The sequence below is a fragment of the Paenibacillus xinjiangensis genome (genome assembly GCF_059686975.1).
This window is the reverse complement of record NZ_JCAALS010000017.1, coordinates 82,757-99,274: the sequence shown is the minus strand read 5'-3', so window position 1 is coordinate 99,274 and position 16,518 is coordinate 82,757. Positions and strand designations below refer to the sequence as shown.

General features: G+C 44.5%; 10 protein-coding genes. 3 read left to right on the top strand and 7 right to left on the bottom strand.

Annotated elements, in window-relative coordinates; translation table 11 throughout:
* Positions 1 to 310: 310 nt before the first annotated feature.
* From AC6ESP_RS17730 to AC6ESP_RS17700, 7 genes are all read right to left on the bottom strand, one after another.
* Positions 311 to 4,852 (bottom strand): SGBP N-terminal domain-containing protein, encoded by a 4,542-nt coding sequence (locus AC6ESP_RS17730; RefSeq protein WP_497098063.1) that lies wholly within the window; start codon positions 4,850 to 4,852, stop codon positions 311 to 313.
* A gap of 326 nt (positions 4,853 to 5,178) precedes the next feature.
* Positions 5,179 to 5,883 (bottom strand): response regulator transcription factor, encoded by a 705-nt coding sequence (locus tag AC6ESP_RS17725; RefSeq protein WP_497098062.1) that lies wholly within the window; start codon positions 5,881 to 5,883, stop codon positions 5,179 to 5,181.
* 76 nt (positions 5,884 to 5,959) lie between these two features.
* Entirely contained in the window at positions 5,960 to 6,091 is a 132-nt protein-coding gene (locus AC6ESP_RS17720; RefSeq protein ID WP_497098061.1) for a hypothetical protein, read from the bottom strand.
* Positions 6,092 to 6,367: 276 nt separating this feature from the next.
* Entirely contained in the window at positions 6,368 to 6,499 is a 132-nt protein-coding gene (locus AC6ESP_RS17715; RefSeq protein WP_497098060.1) for a hypothetical protein, read from the bottom strand.
* Positions 6,500 to 6,590: 91 nt separating this feature from the next.
* Positions 6,591 to 6,842, bottom strand: a complete 252-nt coding sequence (locus tag AC6ESP_RS17710; protein ID WP_497098059.1) for a hypothetical protein — start codon at positions 6,840 to 6,842, stop codon at positions 6,591 to 6,593.
* 8 nt (positions 6,843 to 6,850) lie between these two features.
* The gene (locus AC6ESP_RS17705; protein WP_497098058.1) at positions 6,851 to 9,538 is read right to left on the bottom strand and encodes an S-layer homology domain-containing protein; all 2,688 of its coding nucleotides are present in this window, start codon (positions 9,536 to 9,538) and stop codon (positions 6,851 to 6,853) included.
* An 837-nt stretch (positions 9,539 to 10,375) separates the two neighbouring features.
* On the bottom strand, positions 10,376 to 12,541 hold the full coding sequence (locus AC6ESP_RS17700; protein ID WP_497098057.1) for a sensor histidine kinase: 2,166 nt from the start codon (positions 12,539 to 12,541) through the stop codon (positions 10,376 to 10,378).
* 303 nt (positions 12,542 to 12,844) lie between these two features.
* Between AC6ESP_RS17700 and AC6ESP_RS17695 the strand changes: the two genes are divergently transcribed.
* From AC6ESP_RS17695 to AC6ESP_RS17685, 3 genes are read left to right on the top strand one after another with little or no spacing between them, the layout of a single operon-like run.
* Positions 12,845 to 13,576 carry a GntR family transcriptional regulator gene (locus AC6ESP_RS17695; RefSeq protein WP_497098056.1) on the top strand — a complete coding sequence of 244 codons (732 nt, stop codon included), beginning with the start codon at positions 12,845 to 12,847 and terminating at the stop codon, positions 13,574 to 13,576.
* Positions 13,569 to 15,107 (top strand): gluconokinase, encoded by a 1,539-nt coding sequence (gene gntK / locus AC6ESP_RS17690; protein WP_497098055.1) that lies wholly within the window; start codon positions 13,569 to 13,571, stop codon positions 15,105 to 15,107. Before AC6ESP_RS17695 ends, gntK begins: the two co-directional genes overlap by 8 nt.
* Positions 15,108 to 15,134: 27 nt before the next feature.
* Positions 15,135 to 16,481 (top strand): GntP family permease, encoded by a 1,347-nt coding sequence (locus AC6ESP_RS17685; protein WP_497098054.1) that lies wholly within the window; start codon positions 15,135 to 15,137, stop codon positions 16,479 to 16,481.
* Positions 16,482 to 16,518: the final 37 nt, after the last annotated feature.

The following is a 16,518-nucleotide window of genomic DNA, read 5'->3' as shown; positions in this document are numbered from 1 at the left end:
AATATGCTCCGGAGTATTCAAAAGTCGGTGAGAACCATTACGTTCCAAGGGGCCTCACCGATTTTATCCGAAAAAATTTGCGTCATTTGTGATACGGTTCAACGTGACGGGCCAACGGCGAAAAGAAAACATTAGGGGGTGTGTCATCTCGACTCCTTGTGCTGTAATTACTTCGTTAAAGTTAAATTCTTTCTTTCTAATGTTTAAGCCCCTGATAAAACTATTACTGCAAGTTTGTTCAATATTAACTGATGCAAGCTAAAATAGCTAAGAAAGAGCCCTGCGATCCAGGACTCTTTCCGTTAATTCTCTATTCTCTCATATGAGCCAGCAACTTCAATAGTACGGTTACTGCTTCAGCTCTAGTTGCGTTATCTTGCGGCGCGAATTTATTCTCGCCTTTGCCTTGAACAATGTCCGCCTGCTTCACATAAGCAACACTGCCTCTTGCCCAAGTCGGAATATCATCTTCATCCGCAAATCCCGTTACAGCACTCGATTGGCTCAATGGATTCGAAGCAACTGCAATCATAGTTGCCATCTCCGCACGGGTAATCTCCGCATTCGGGCGGAAGGTATTGTCTGAATACCCCTTTATTATACCCGCTTGTACAGCCTGAGCAACGGCCTGCCGCGCCCAAGTCCCAATCGTTGCAGTATCCTTGAAGCTTAACTCAGCACCTTCACCTTGCGGCTCCAATGCATTCATCAGCATCACCGCAAATTCAGCTCTCGTCACGGTTTTGCCCGGCTTAAACGTACCATCCGAATAACCCCTCACGATTCCAATGCTCACTGCTTGCTTAATACTAGTCTCTGCCCAGTGTCCAGTGACATCACTAAAGGAGACAGCGGAATCTGTTGTCTTATCGTCTTCCTTTACGTCAATCGCCATTACCGCAAACTTTGTGAAGTGATCGACTTCTACAGAGATGTGATTCCCTTTCACTTTGCCGCCAACTTCGACCCAAGCCTTGTTCACTTCATCATAGTAGAATACGACAGCCCTTTGATTACTCTTCACAATTGCTGGGTCGAACACAAAGGTTAGCATCACTTGATTCCTGAAATTTCCGGTGAAACTCTTGAGAATCTCAAAGACCGAGCTGGCAAGAACTTCTTGTTGTGTAAGTAGATTCTGAATGTTGGACAGCTTTTCAATTGTGATCGTCATCTCTTGTTCATATGTGTCCGCAGGAACAGATACGGCGACTTCCTCTAACAAGCTAACCTCTCCAGATTTACCTTTAGGTAACGTTAATCGACCATTCGTTGAAATTACGTGAGTGTTCGTTATTGGTGTTACGGGTGTTACGGTTCCACCGCCGCCCGAGTACGCTGCTACCGTAACGGTTACCGTATACTCTTGCTCACTGCCGTCTGCCGCTACTACCTTGTACGTGACTGCAGATGTGAAATTCTGCGCTGTCGTCCCGCTCCCTTGGTCCGTACTGGCTACCTTCACACTAGCACCCGTAGTTGTGAATGTTGGGACTAGTGCGGTTACATCCGTTCCGTATGGCACGGTCAGGGCAATCGTCTTGTTCTCTTCGTCCACTGTACCCGTCACAGCTGGGGTTAATCCCATAAGGTTGAATACGGACAGGGCCTTCGCCGTATTTGCTGCTACCGTAACGGTTACCGTATACTCCTGCTCACTGCCGTCTGCCGCCACTACCGTGTACGTGACAGCAGAAGTGAAATCCTGTGCTGTCGTTCCGCTTACTTGGTCCGTGTCACTCACCTTCACACTAATACCCGTAGTTGTAAATGTAGGGACTAGTGCGGTTACATCCGTTCCGTAGGGTACGGTCAGGGCAATCGTCTTGTTCTCTTCGTCCACTGTACCCGTCACCGCTGGGATTAACCCCGTAAGGCTGAATACGGACAGGGCCTTCGCCGTATTTGCTGCTACCGTAACAGTTACCGTATACTCCTGCTCACTGCCGTCTGCCGCCACTACCGTGTACGTGACAGCAGAAGTGAAATCCTGTGCTGTCGTTCCGCTTACTTGGTCCGTGTCGCTCACCTTCACAGAAGCACCCGCAGTTGTGAAAGTAGGGATTAGCGCGGTTACATCCGTTCCGTAGGGGACGGTCAGGGTAATCGTCTTGTTCTCTTCGTCCACTGTACCCGTCACCGCTGGGATTAACCCCTTAAGGCTGAATGTGGAGATGGCTTTCGCCGTACTAATCCATTGCGCATATAGCGTCGTATTCTCTGTCATTACGAATCTGTCGTTTTCCACATAGCTGGTACCACTACCATCTTCCAATGTATTCCATCCGGTAAAGTTATGGTCCGTCTTGACTAGACTTCCATTCGAACCTACAACAGCATCTGCGTCACGCGTATAGATATTGCTATCCGTTGGAGCATTTCCTCCCGTGCTTCCGTTACCGTCATAAGATACAAAGAGATAAAAAGCTTTTAAATAAGGATAACCCGCATTGATTGATGAATCGATCCCCCATGCATTCGTAGATAGCCATCCTGGATACGTACTTGCAGATTTCATTTGTTCCGTTGTCTTACCCTCGCCTTTTCCAAAATCCGAAGCTGTTGTTGTGTTGCTATCGTAGAAACTGTTGTGGACAGATCCAAGATAATTGTCGCCTACTAACCCGCCTACATTAGTAAGTGTCGCTGACACACTTCCTGTGGCATAGCTGTTGCTGATTGAGCCTTGATTGTATCCGACCAAGGCACCTATACCATCTCTTCCATTTACACTTACCATACTGCTATAACTATTGCTGATTGGCCCTTGGTTGTATCCGACTAATCCTCCTAGATAATATCGATTACTCCCACTTACGGAACCTGTGCTGCTGTAGCTATTACTGATTGCACCTTGATTGTGCCCAACCAAGCCGCCCATTTGATCGTTCCCGCTCAAATTAATATTTTCTAGCCGCATATTATTTAGACTGCTCGTGGACGCTGTTCTACCGAATAGCCCTACATCCATGGTTGATCTAGCTATCGTCAATCCCGTAATGATGTAACCTTTGCCATCCATCTTGCCTTGGAATTCTGCTTGATACTGGCCGATTGGCAACCAGCCTTCACCTGCTGCATACGTGCTGACCCCGAGATCAATATTATCCACCAGCTCGAAGTATTTATCCGCTTCTAGATGATACCTAACCTCATGAAGTTGATCCGCATTTGCGATCTGATAAGGACTAGACGATGTACCTTTTCCTGCACCTGAGAACTGGCGGTCTACAAATTGTAAGACTGCGGTATCATTATAATGGGTTGCCGTTACGGTTATCGTATGAGTACCTTTTGATAGCACATCAGCAAGTATCGTGATCTTCCCTGCTTCTATTGTGTAATGCGTATCTTTAACAAGTGTCGTACCTCCTACTTTTACAGCCGTTATCGCTCCACGCCATGTCGAATCGTCCGTGTACGTAATTTCGATGTCATTCGTGTAATATGGATTTGTATCATCCGCTGTTAGAGTAGGAGATTGTCTCCCCGTCACCACCTGCAAAATCTCTGCATCATCATAATGGAGTGCAAGGATCCTAATCGAATGACTCCCCCTCGCCAGTACACCCGCAAATAGGTTGATCTTTCCCGCCTCAATTGTGTATTGTGTATCTTTGACGAGAGTCATATCCCCAGCTATCACCGCCGTAATCTCTGAGAGCCATGCTGCATCATTGGCGAACTCTATTTCTATGTCAGTATCAGGATAGTTGTCTGTTGTGTCTGCTATTAGATTAGGCGGTGTGAGGCCTCTAATATCAGACGGATGGACGGTAAAACTTCTGCTGCTTAAGGGATTTGCTGTTACACGGACATTGATAACATCTCCAGCAACTGCGGTAAATTCAACAGAATTCCCTGTAATAGGAACATAAGTATTACCGTTAAGCGAGTACTCCATACCTGCGGCAACATGTTTCAATTTCGTTGTTTCGTTAGTTGTTCCTTTCACTAGTTTTGTAAATTCCCATAATTGTGGATACTCTCCCTCGAGGACATACCATTGCGATGTAAAATCCCACCCCGTATAGGTCTCCGCTGTCTGCATCTCTTCTGTTGTCTTGCCTTCGCCTTTCCCTGTATCTACTTGTCCTGAAGTGGTTTTGTCGTAGAAGCTGTTCGTTACCATCCCATCTTCAACAGAACCGATCAATCCCCCATTATGATTACCCGTCACACTTCCTGCCGCATAACTGTTAACAACCTGACCGGCATGGTACCCCACCAACCCGCCTGAATAAGATCCAGTCACACTTCCTATAAAGTAGCTGTTGTTGATCGTCCCACCCTCATAATCATAAAATACACCTGCCAAGCCGCCGACACTTGAAGCTCCACTCACCTTTCCTGTGACGTAGGTATTGCTAATATTAGAGACACTCTCGCCACTTCCAACTAACCCGCCAACATTATATCTCCCTTGAACATTAACATCCTCAAGAATAATATTAGTAAATGAACCATAATAAGCAGAACCGAAAAGTCCTACATAATCCTCACTACTTGCTGCAATCATTAAATTTCTTATTGTAAAACCGTTCCCGTTTAAATTTCCCGAAAACCCATTGTCTCTCTCGCCAATTGGAGTCCATCCGGAGCCTTCTGAGTAGGAGCTCAAATCAATATCTGACGTCAGAATAAAATAAATTCCTGCTCCTAAATGATTCCTGACTTCATTGAGCTGATTGGCGTTCGCAATTTGATACGGATCGCTTGACGTCCCCGTTCCTCCAGCAAAGGCTGCTGCCGCTTGTGCTTTGCCTGCACCAACAACCAGACCATTTAATCCACCTAACACCAATGTCATCACTAAGATGACTGAAATCACTTTTTGAACTAAAACTCGCATGCCATTTCCTCCTTGAGATGTTCTATCTTATACTTCTAAGAAATAAGTATATAGACTCCCAATGACAGCAGAATGACAAAATCCATCTACATAATGGATTATTCATTACAATAAGTCGAATGCAAAGCTAGTGAAAAAAACAAAAAAGGGTCACCAGCGTCAAGTAATACACTGACGCCATGATCCCTTTTTTCACCTAGTAAGAACGATCCCAAACCTGAGCCGGCAAAGTAAACTCCCCATATTCTACGAATATTTCGCCCTACTTTAGCCCTACTAGCTGTAGTGTGCTAGCTGCAGTCGTGGTCACACTACTAACCTTAACGCTATGTTTGCGCTTGCATTGTATTTCTGGCAACCAGCATATATCCAGCCCCTCGAATCGTAACAATTCTTTCAGGATGGGCAGGGTCAGCCTCGATTTTTTTGCGTAAATTACTGATGTGTACAGCAACCGTTCTCGTATCCTCCAGACTCTCCATTCCCCAGATGAGCTGAAACAACGCATCGACACTGACGGCACGATTCACGTTTTGCGCCATATAGGACAGTAGACTGAATTCTTTTTTCGACAGAAAGACGTTTACACTCCCCATGTTGACGGACTGTGCGTAATAATCCAGTGTCAAACCGGGCAACTCCAACAGTTGTTCCCTTCTGCCCGTCGACACCCTGCGAAGATGAGCCTTTATCTTGGCCATAAGGACTCCTGGACTGAATGGCTTCGTCACGTAATCGTCGCCACCATAGGATAATGCTTTGATTTTTACCTCGTCTTCCTCACGGCTGCTCAGAAACACGATCGGCGCATTCGTGTAGCTGCGGGCGTTCATGCACCAATCAATGCCGTTTTCATTCGCCAGCAGTACATCCAGTACAATCAAATCCGGCTCGAAAGACATAAGCAGCTTCATGGCTGCTGTCCCGTTATGACTGTAAGAGGATAAGAAACCCTCCCTCTCGCAATAGGCCTGTACAATCTCGCAAATATGGGGGTCATCATCGACGATCATGATTTTGTGAATGTCCATTCCTCCGTTCCCCTTCTTTCTTGGTTAGGACATGCGAGCTTCTGCTGTCCTCTAGTCGTTCATAGCCTGTATCGAGTTAATAAAACGAACTCACGAGCCAACCGCTTGACTGAGTCAGCATAGCCATTTGCATGGATGATTGGTACAACGCGAATTGCTGTACGTCGAAAGCCTGATCCTCACCTGTCTTGTCGCTGCTTAACTTCAAGCTTCTTATAGTCGCGATGAACTTCCTGAATCGCGTTCGCCCGCATCAGCAGTTCTTCGGAACCTCATACGCTTGACGCTCCACCGAGAAGTTCATTGCTTGATCATATAGATGTGGATCACTCGCCATTCCCCCGATTATAAATATCTGTCACAGACAACGACGCGTGGGTCCAAGTCATTACTTATAATTTTATCATGGTAGATTGCTCTATATCCGAAACTTAAAGATAAATTTAAGTTCGTGCTTGTAACTCACTTTTGACAACCCGCATCGTCACCCATTCTCGCCCGGTTGATCATACCTGTAATTGCGAACGAAGATTTGCTCGAGCTGCTCTAGCGGAATACCCATGCCCGAGTCTTGCACGCTAATGATCGCATAGCGGGTAAGATTCACCTCATCCACAGCTAGCGCAATACGCACCATCCCGCCCCATGGTGTAAACTTCCAAGCAGATTAGCTCCTTGATCTTCGGAGAATACCCCTGATGATGATATTAACCCCAATCTACAAGAAAAGCGGTAAGTACGTTGATTCCCTTCATGATAACATCTTTTGCGGAAAATGTGCCCTGCAAGTAGAACAGCCTGCTCCAATGGGAGCAGGCTGTTCTACCGTTCTGTGCCGGCGAAGAGACTGAAGATAATGGAGTGACTGGCTGCCCTCCGGATCGTACTTCATCACGGTCACCCTGTTGCGGCGCGCCGCGTCTCGATAAGCAATATAAGGACCCGACCAAGCTCTTCATTTTAGATATTACTTTAGGTCAATCAGCCTCTTCACAATTACAGCTGCTTCCGCACGTGTTGTCTTGGCCGTTGGCTCAAAGCCCGTATCTTTACCAATCATGATCCCCTTCAGCACGGCGAAAGCCAGATCATCCTTCCTATTGGAGGAGATACTCGCAGCATCAGGGAAATCCTTCAATATTTCATCCGCATTCGCAATCTCGAAGGCTCCAGGCTGCTTCCTCAATACGCTGCCGATCATTTGGGCCATATCTTCACGCGTAATCGCGGTGTTCGGATTGAATGCTATGCTGCTATCAATGATTCCGCTATTCAATCCAGCCTTCACATAAGGTGAGAACCAGTCCGAATCCTTCACGTCGATGAACGGCTCCGTCGCATTAGGAGCTCTCAGATGGAATGTAGTGACGAGCATCTTCAAAAATTCAGCACGAGTCACATCGCCTGCAGGGTTATAGTTCCCATTGCCGTCGCCGACGACGATCCCCTTGGCAGCAGCAACCTGAATCGAACGTTCTGCCCATTGCACCGAGCCAATATCGTTGAAATTCACTTTATTCTCGATAACAGCATAGGAGGAGAAGCCATGAAGCACCGTATCAACTGTACCCGTCTCAGAGTTAAAAGTGCCTCCAAAATTACCGATAATCGTTGTTGGTCCGCCCCCTATTAGAGTAGCAGTTGTGTCCCCTATCACAGTTGCGCCCCCTGATGAAGTTTCGCCAACCTTCACTACCGTTAATAGTGCAGTATCCACATTCTGCAAACCTTGACCGTGCACGGATAATGAAACCCCTACTGGATTGGTGAAAGTAGGGTGCGCTCCGTTGTTGTCTGTGAATTGGAAGCTGTGCACATCCGATACAAAGTTTTCAGCACCATTAGACGCATTCGTCGACGCACTCTGCTGCCCGCGATTCAACTCAAATCCGTTTGGAAACCCCTTAGGGTTGATGGAAACCTGTGTGCCATTCAACTTGATTGTTACACTCTCAACTCCAGCATCCAGCAGCGTCTTCATTGCCGAAGCATCCAGCTTAATCTCAGCAGATTGAAGCGTAACGTCTTCAAAGTCCAGGACTACCGCAGGTTTGACGGGATTGGCACCGAGCTTATTTAAGTGTTTGTTCACCTGATCCACATAATCCTTACTTTCTGCTGCAGCCACAGCAACGTCAGCAGCACTTACTGTAGCTTTTGCAATATTCCCTTCTACTTGAGAAGTAAAGATAACTTTGCCCACTTCATTAAATCCATTATTAACGATACTCATAAGTGAATTCATGATATCTAGCTTCATACCTTCAGGGAGACCGCTACTCAATGTGTTGTTAAGGTTGTTCATAACATTATCCAAACGGTTTAACGTTTGTTCCACTTTTGACACTGGCACCACACTCTGAGTTGGATTGGCTTCACGAGCGGCTACAGTGAACGTAAGTTCATAGGCCTTAGATTCACCCGTCATATTCACACCGCGCAGGATTGCCGTATGAGTTCCATTTTGTCGAAAGGTTAAGCTCTTGGTGAAACGTCTATGGAAAGCATACCAATGCATATCTTCACTCGCAAAATATTCCGGTTCGCCTCCATCGATTATCAACTCATAACGGGAAGCATCCGGGATCCATGCAGTCCATCCCAGCGTGACGTTTAAGCCCTCCTGATACTCTACTCTAAAATCCAGAGATGATAAGTTAGCATCACCTGGCAAAGGTGGAACCAGTGTTGTAAAAGTAAATAGGGTTGGAGCAGATTTTATACCGCCTGGATGAACGGCATAGAGCTTTAGCGTATATGAAGTGTGATGAGCCAAACGATCAATGGTTAAACTGGTCCCCTTGTTCCAATTATAATATTTAGCACCATCAACAGCATAATATTCAGCGCCATCAACAGCATCAAAGGTTAGCTTTATACTCTCGTGTGTTAGCGTGTCTACCGTTATCGTTTCATGGTCCACTGCTGCTATTGCTGTAGTAAACATAATGGTATACTCCGGCGAGGAGCTCATTCCATTGCTTGCAGTTAGCTTATAGGTATAGCTTGTACTCGGTGTTAGCCCTGTAAGCGCATAGGTAGTATCAGTTAGCGTTACCTCCCAACCCTTCCCATCCGATAAGTGATATTCCGTTGCATCCGGAACTGCATCCCATAGTAAGGTTGCTGTCCGATGAGTGATATCCTCTGCCTCAAAGTTCACTTCAGCAGGCCATACGATTGCCGCTTCCGTTGTGGTGAACGGGATTTCAACAGGCTCAGAAGTTAGTGTCGTACCCACTAGTGCATATATAGACACTGTATAAGCAGTATTACTCGTTAAGTTCTCAATCGTGTATGAACCAGAACCGTCTCGCACATAAGCCGAGAGCTCCGGACCCCAGCTAATGTAATATTCAGTGTGACCCGGATAATTCGTCCATTTTACTGTAGCACTAGTCCCGGTTACATCTATGACTTCTACATTAGCAGGCGGTTCTACAATCGTAAGGGTGTTAAAGTAGAGAGGAGACCAATCAAAATCCCCCTCACCATATTTCAACATTGCATAATGTAGTGTTCCAGACTTCAGACCTGTCAGATCATAAATGTATCTGTTCTTATCGGAGTCAAAGAACAGCTCATCACTATCTAGCACCTCATCTAAGACTACTTCATCAGTATCATCATAGTTAACTGGTTTTGTAATTCTCAACGAATAACTTTGAACTCCCTCGATTGGTTCCCATTCTAGAGTAGCTGTAGTACCTGCTACATTAGTTGCTATAAAACAGTGATCTAGCCCATAACAAGGATCATCCCCAGGGTATGCATGAGACACCACAGCTCCCGGTGAAACAATGAAACTAACTATCATTGTAATGATTAAAAGCCTTGAAAACACTATTCTCATAATTGCTCCTCCATTAGATGATATACACTATTATGGTTACAATACTATCATGGCGAATAAGCCCCTAAGTGAAAGTTAAAGAAAACTTTGAGTTCGTACTTGCAACCCACTTCGATTACGAAGCTGGCGAAGAAACAGAAAATGGGTCAACAGCGTCAAGTAATACCTAACGCCATGACCCATTTTTTACACACAGCAAGAACTATCCCAAACCCGGGCCGGCAAAATAAGCCTCCATACTTTTTACTAATTGTTCACCTCATTTTTGATACGGTTCACCGCAACAATTATACAGAATGCGCTGGTTACAATTCGCGATCCAAGATAGAACCGGAAACTGGAGCCAGCTATGGACTTTCAGCCTCAAGTTATTGCCTATGCTACCTATGCCGGGCGCACCATAACAAGCAGACCAGCCTACTCCGCTGGGAGTAGGCTGGTCTATGTGTTAGTCTGTGCTGCCCAATCTAGAATCATACTTCATTACGGTCATTTTCCAGTCATTCTCGCCAAAACCTAGATAGATTACATAAATGTTTCCGTCCTTATCGATAACGTGATTTATCGAATAAGAAACCTCAGGAGAAAGGCCGGGGTTGCTTACTGAGCTCCATATACTACCATCATACTTCATCACAGTTACCTTGTAGCCATGATCAGCATCCCGAAAAGAAATCCGTTAATGGAAACGATACATAGAATATCGCCCCCGTCTTGCCATCGCTCTCCGCTCGTATCGTCCCTCCATGCGCTTGGACGATTTCCCTGCAAATGGCCAGTCCGAGCCCGCTTCCCTCTACTCCATTTTCCATGCCCGGTCGATCGTACCTGTAATTGCGAACGAAGATTTGCTCGAGCTGCTCTGGCGGAATTACCCCTTCCAGTGTCTTGTACACTAATGATTGCATAACGGATAGCATCCACTTCTTTCACAGCTAGCGCAATACGCACCATTCCACCTCTGGGAGTGAACTTCATTGCATTCGACACCAGATTGAACAATGCTTGCTCTAATCTTTGCGTATCCATCTTAACAACAGGCAAGACAGGTTGTTTATCTTCCGCATCTCCGATATCCAGCGTGAAATCTAGCCCTGCGTCACGCACAACCAGCTCATATTGTTCAAAAAAGCTGCGCAAAAAGTGAGTCACATCAACCGCCTTCATTCGGTACGAAACTTGTCCCGTCTCCAAATGTGACAAGAAAGACAACTCCTCAATCATGCGGTTAATTCTTATCGTGTTATCCCGAATATACTTCAAGTACTGTTCGTTGCGTTCCGGCTTGACCCTGTCCTGCACAGCTTCTACATAGCCGAGCATGCTGGACAGCGGCATACGTAGATCATGCGTAATATACGCAAGGAGCTTCTTCCTCCCTTGCTCGGAATGAAGCACTCTGTCATACGAAGCGCGGAGATCATCATGAGCTGCGGATAAGGCCTGTGTGCGTTCGTGCACGGTCCGTTCCAAATTCATATTCATCTCGGCCAGCTTGTTGTTAGCGTCCTGCAGTTCGCGTACCATCCTCTCCTCGTTCGCTGCAGACCTCGTAAATCTGGAAGAAAGCAACATCATCTGTGCGATCGCAAACACCAACAGACCAATCGGAGAAGTATTCCCGATGGGTGACCATTCATTAAAATATAGAAAATCATTGATGACCGTAATCAAAGCAACCATCGACACCAATAGGAAAAACAGCGCTCCCTCCATATGCCGTACCACCGATTGGACCAGCCCAACCATCAGATACAACATGTGTAGAACAACGACCACACCGATCACCGTTAATAATTTGGTATAAAAAAGTGCAGGGGATGCCACAACAACTAGACAGAGTGCACCAGTTACGATTTGCGAACCAAGACGAAACCATCGCGACACGGAATTCGGAAAAATGCAATGCGAGTACATAGTAATAATAAACCCACCGCTGCAAAGGGTCAGGTACTCCATTTTGAATTGGATTTCCCATGGAAACGCCGGCCACAGTTGGGTAAGCAAATGCTCGCCGACCAGCAAGGATCGGATGCCGAACAGTAAGGTAAACAACCCAAAATACAAGGGAGACCTGTCTTTGCGTCGTAGTACGAACAGCAGCAGGTGATAGATGCCAATCACCAGCAGGCTTGCGGTCACGAACATTTCACCAGCGATGTTCAGATGGGTCCTGACCGTTAACACGTCACTGCCGCCCAACTCGATAACCTTGGTGATGCCGCCTCGCTTATGATGGAAGTTCGCTACTTGCATTACCAGTTCTACAGTGTCATTCACGGGCTGGAAGAACACCAGCCTCGTTGCCAGTTGCGGTGTCACGCTGCGCTTGTCCTGACCAACGACACCGACTTCTGCCAGAAGCTCGCCATTCACCCATAATTTATATGCATGAAAAATGGTCGGCAGCCGGAGAGCAAGACGCTCATTTCGATCCTGCTCACTAAGCTCAATGACCAATCGAAATGTTGAAAAGCCTGTACCGTTCAGCTTCTGACCATCTAACTTATAGCCTAACCAGGAGCCTGGGATGCTGATCCAGCGATCATTATTCCTATCCCTTGCTAAACGATTCTGAATGTCCTCAGGTGACAGCAGCTCTTGCCAGTAGAACTCCCACTCCCCATCTAATTTTACCGGACTCTTACTGACATGAACCTGTGTTAAATCCAGAATGCCCTCTTCACTTTGTTGCTTTGAGGAATCCGGCGTAGAGAAGACAGCAAAGCTTGCAAGCAGACCAACAACGGCAGCAGCAATAGAATAAATAATTGTACGAGAACCGAACCGGAGAGCTCCCCTCATGATGTCCCAAACCCCCATCTACAAGCGCACAAAAAGTAAGTTAATTATCTAGATAATACCATCATTCATGGAGAATGTACCTACAAAAATCCAATGTGTCGCCCTGATCGATCTGTGCCCAGGTAGATTTCCCACCCTATCTTTGTTAAATATACTGACGATTGGTTTAACTAAATCGTTAAGATCAAATTTTTTGACAAATATTGTGGCAAGAATTCTCTTATAAAAGCGGTTGCAAAATTAAAAACACTTACTTATAATACTTGTATACAGGTATACAAATTGAATTGAGAAGGTGATCTGTTGACCCAATCACGGGAATTTCTATATCCCTCCAAATGGCTTACAAAAGCTTCTGCTGGTGATCGTGTATCCTGCGAGCTTAGAATGCGTATTATTTCCGGCGATATTGAAAGCGGAACCATACTGTCGGAAAATAAATTAGCTGCAGATTTTGCTGTAAGTCGCTCACCGATCCGTGAAGCGTTAAAGATACTGGCATCCGAAAACATCATCCGTTTAGAAAAAATGGGCGCAGTTGTTGTTGGCTTATCAGAAAAAGAAATAGAAGAAATTTATGATGTCCGTCTACTCATAGAATCATTTGTATTTGAACGAATTATAAAAATGGACATTGATGAATTAGTAAACGAACTTAGTAAAATACTAGAGATGATGAAAGTCTCAATCAAATATAGTGACGCTGATGAGTTTTCATATCAAGATGTCATGTTCCATGAAACTATTATTCGTTCAGTCAATCATTCTCACATCCTTATGATCTGGAGTAATTTAAAACCCGTAATGGAAAGCTTCGTTCTTTTGTCGATGCGTATGCGTGTAAAAGAAAAGTATGATGACATTGCACGAATTATACAAAATCATGAGCTTTATATAGAAGCTATCCGAACAAAAGATAGAAACCTCATGGTTAAGTCTTTACATGAAAACTTTGATGATGTTCAAGGTAAGGTAGAAGATCTATGGATTTCACAGCAAATGCTTTCAAAAGGAGTCGGGAAACATATTGACTAACTATATGTTAGCTGTAGATATCGGCACAACAAGTACAAAAGCCGTTTTATTTAGTGAAAAAGGTGATGTCATCCAAAATGAAAATATTGGATACCCTCTTTATACGCCGGATATGTCGACAGCTGAACAAGACCCAGAAGAGATTTTCCAAGCAATGCTGCAAGCCGTTTCAAATATTATGAAAAATCATTCGCAAAAAAAGCTATTGTTTGTTTCATTTAGCAGTGCTATGCATAGTGTCATTGCAATGGATGAAAATGACCAACCGTTGACGCCATGTATCACTTGGGCAGATAACCGAAGTGAAGCATGGGCACATAAAATAAAAAATGAGTTAAATGGCCATGAGGTCTATAAACGCACGGGAACACCGATTCACCCCATGTCGCCATTAAGTAAAATAACTTGGATTGTGAATGATCTGCCAGATATCGCTGCCAAAGTTAAAAAATATATTGGAATTAAAGAATATATTTTCAAAAAGTTCTTTAATCAATATGTTGTCGATCATTCCCTTGCTTCAGCCATGGGCATGATGAATCTCAACACACTGAATTGGGATGAAGAAGCTTTAACTATTGCTGGCGTAACACCCGCACAATTATCTGAGCTTGTACCAACAACCAAAATATTTACAAACTGCGATTCAAGCTTAGCAAAACAGATTGGTATCGATCCGCAAACACCGTTTGTTATTGGTGCAAGCGACGGAGTCCTTTCTAATTTGGGTGTAAATGCGATACGCAAAGGCGAGATTGCCGTCACAATTGGAACAAGTGGTGCTATTCGAACCATTATTGACAAGCCGAAAACAAATGACAAGGGTAGAACCTTTTGTTATGCCTTAACAGAAAATCACTGGGTAATTGGCGGTCCGGTAAACAACGGCGGGATGGTCCTACGGTGGATTCGTGATGAACTTGCTTCATCAGAAGTAGAAACAGCGAAAAGACTGGGAATTGATCCCTATGAGGTATTAACTAAGATTGCTGAGCGTGTAAGACCAGGATCTGATGGATTGATATTCCATCCATACCTCGCTGGTGAACGTGCGCCATTATGGAATCCAGACGTACGTGGCTCATTCTTCGGTTTGACGTTGTCTCATAAGAAAGAACATATGATTCGTGCAGCCCTAGAAGGTGTCATTTACAATTTATACACCGTATTTTTAGCATTAATCGAATGTATGGACTCTCCTGTGACCCGAATGCAAGCTACTGGAGGCTTCGCAAGATCCGATGTTTGGCGGCAAATGATGTCCGATATTTTCGCATCTGAAGTAGTCGTTCCAGAAAGCTACGAAAGCTCTTGTCTGGGTGCTTGTATTTTAGGCTTATATGCCACAGGAAAAATCCAATCATTCGAAGTCGTTTCTGAAATGGTGGGCACTACCATCAAACACACACCAAATGAAGAAGCAACAAAAGAATATAGGCAATTGCTTGCGATTTTCATTAGTCTATCCAGAGTATTGGAAGATGATTATACTCGGATTGCCAATTATCAAAGAAGCTTAATAAAAAACTAACAAGATAAACATCAGGGGGAAATGACAATGCCGTTAGTAATTGTAGCAATTGGGATTTTAGCCTTATTAGTTTTAATAATGGGCTTTAAGCTAAATACCTTTATCTCATTAATCATTGTATCGTTCGGTGTCGCTTTAGCACTTGGAATGCCACTCGAGGACATTGTCAAAACGATTGAAGCTGGACTCGGCGGAACACTGGGTCACTTAGCGTTAATCTTTGGTCTTGGAGCAATGTTAGGTAAGTTGATCGCTGACTCCGGCGGCGCGCAAAGAATTGCAATGACCCTCGTTCATAAATTTGGTGAAAAAAATATTCAATGGGCGGTCGTAGCTGCTTCATTCATAATCGGTGTGGCGTTATTTTTCGAAGTAGGCTTAGTATTATTGATTCCAATTGTATTCGCTATTTCAAGAGAACTAAAGGTATCTATCTTATATCTCGGTATTCCGATGGCTGCAGCTTTATCTGTAACACACGGCTTCTTACCTCCACATCCAGGTCCTACAGTTATTTCAGGTGAATATGGTGCTGACATTGGAGAGGTTTTACTTTACGGATTCATTATTTCGATCCCAACAGTCCTTTTAGCTGGACCTCTATTTACTAAGCTTGCCAAAAAACTCGTGCCTGCATCATTTACAAAAACGGGCAACATTGCATCTTTAGGTGAACAAAAAGAGTTTAAATTAGAAGAAACACCTGGGTTTGGTATCAGTGTATTTACTGCAATGCTTCCTGTTATTCTAATGTCCATTGCTACAATTATTACTTTGCTTCAAAAAACATTGGGATTTGAAGATAATGGTTTCCTTGCAGCTACCCGTTTTATCGGTGATGCATCAACTTCCATGTTGATCTCCTTACTAGTTGCTATCTACACCATGGGATTAGCAAGAAAAATTCCAATTAAAACGATAATGGAATCTTGTACAACTGCTATTACTCATATTGGGATGATGCTCTTAATAATTGGGGGCGGCGGAGCCTTCAAACAAGTATTGATTAATGGCGGCGTAGGTGACTATGTAGCCGAATTATTTAATGGAACTTCATTATCACCAATTTTGCTTGCTTGGATCATCGCTGCAATCTTACGTATTTCCTTAGGTTCTGCTACTGTTGCAGCTTTAACGACTGCTGGTTTAGTTATTCCGCTGTTAGGACAATCTGACGTTAATCTCGCTTTGGTCGTGCTTGCAACGGGAGCGGGTAGCTTAATAGCTTCCCATGTTAACGATGCTGGTTTCTGGATGTTCAAAGAGTATTTTGGCCTAAGCATGAAAGAAACATTTGCAACATGGACATTGCTTGAAACAATCGTTTCTGTATCTGGATTAGTATTTGTTCTATTACTAAGTTTAGTCGTATAAACCATCATTTCAAGACAGTGGCCCTACTTATAGACTT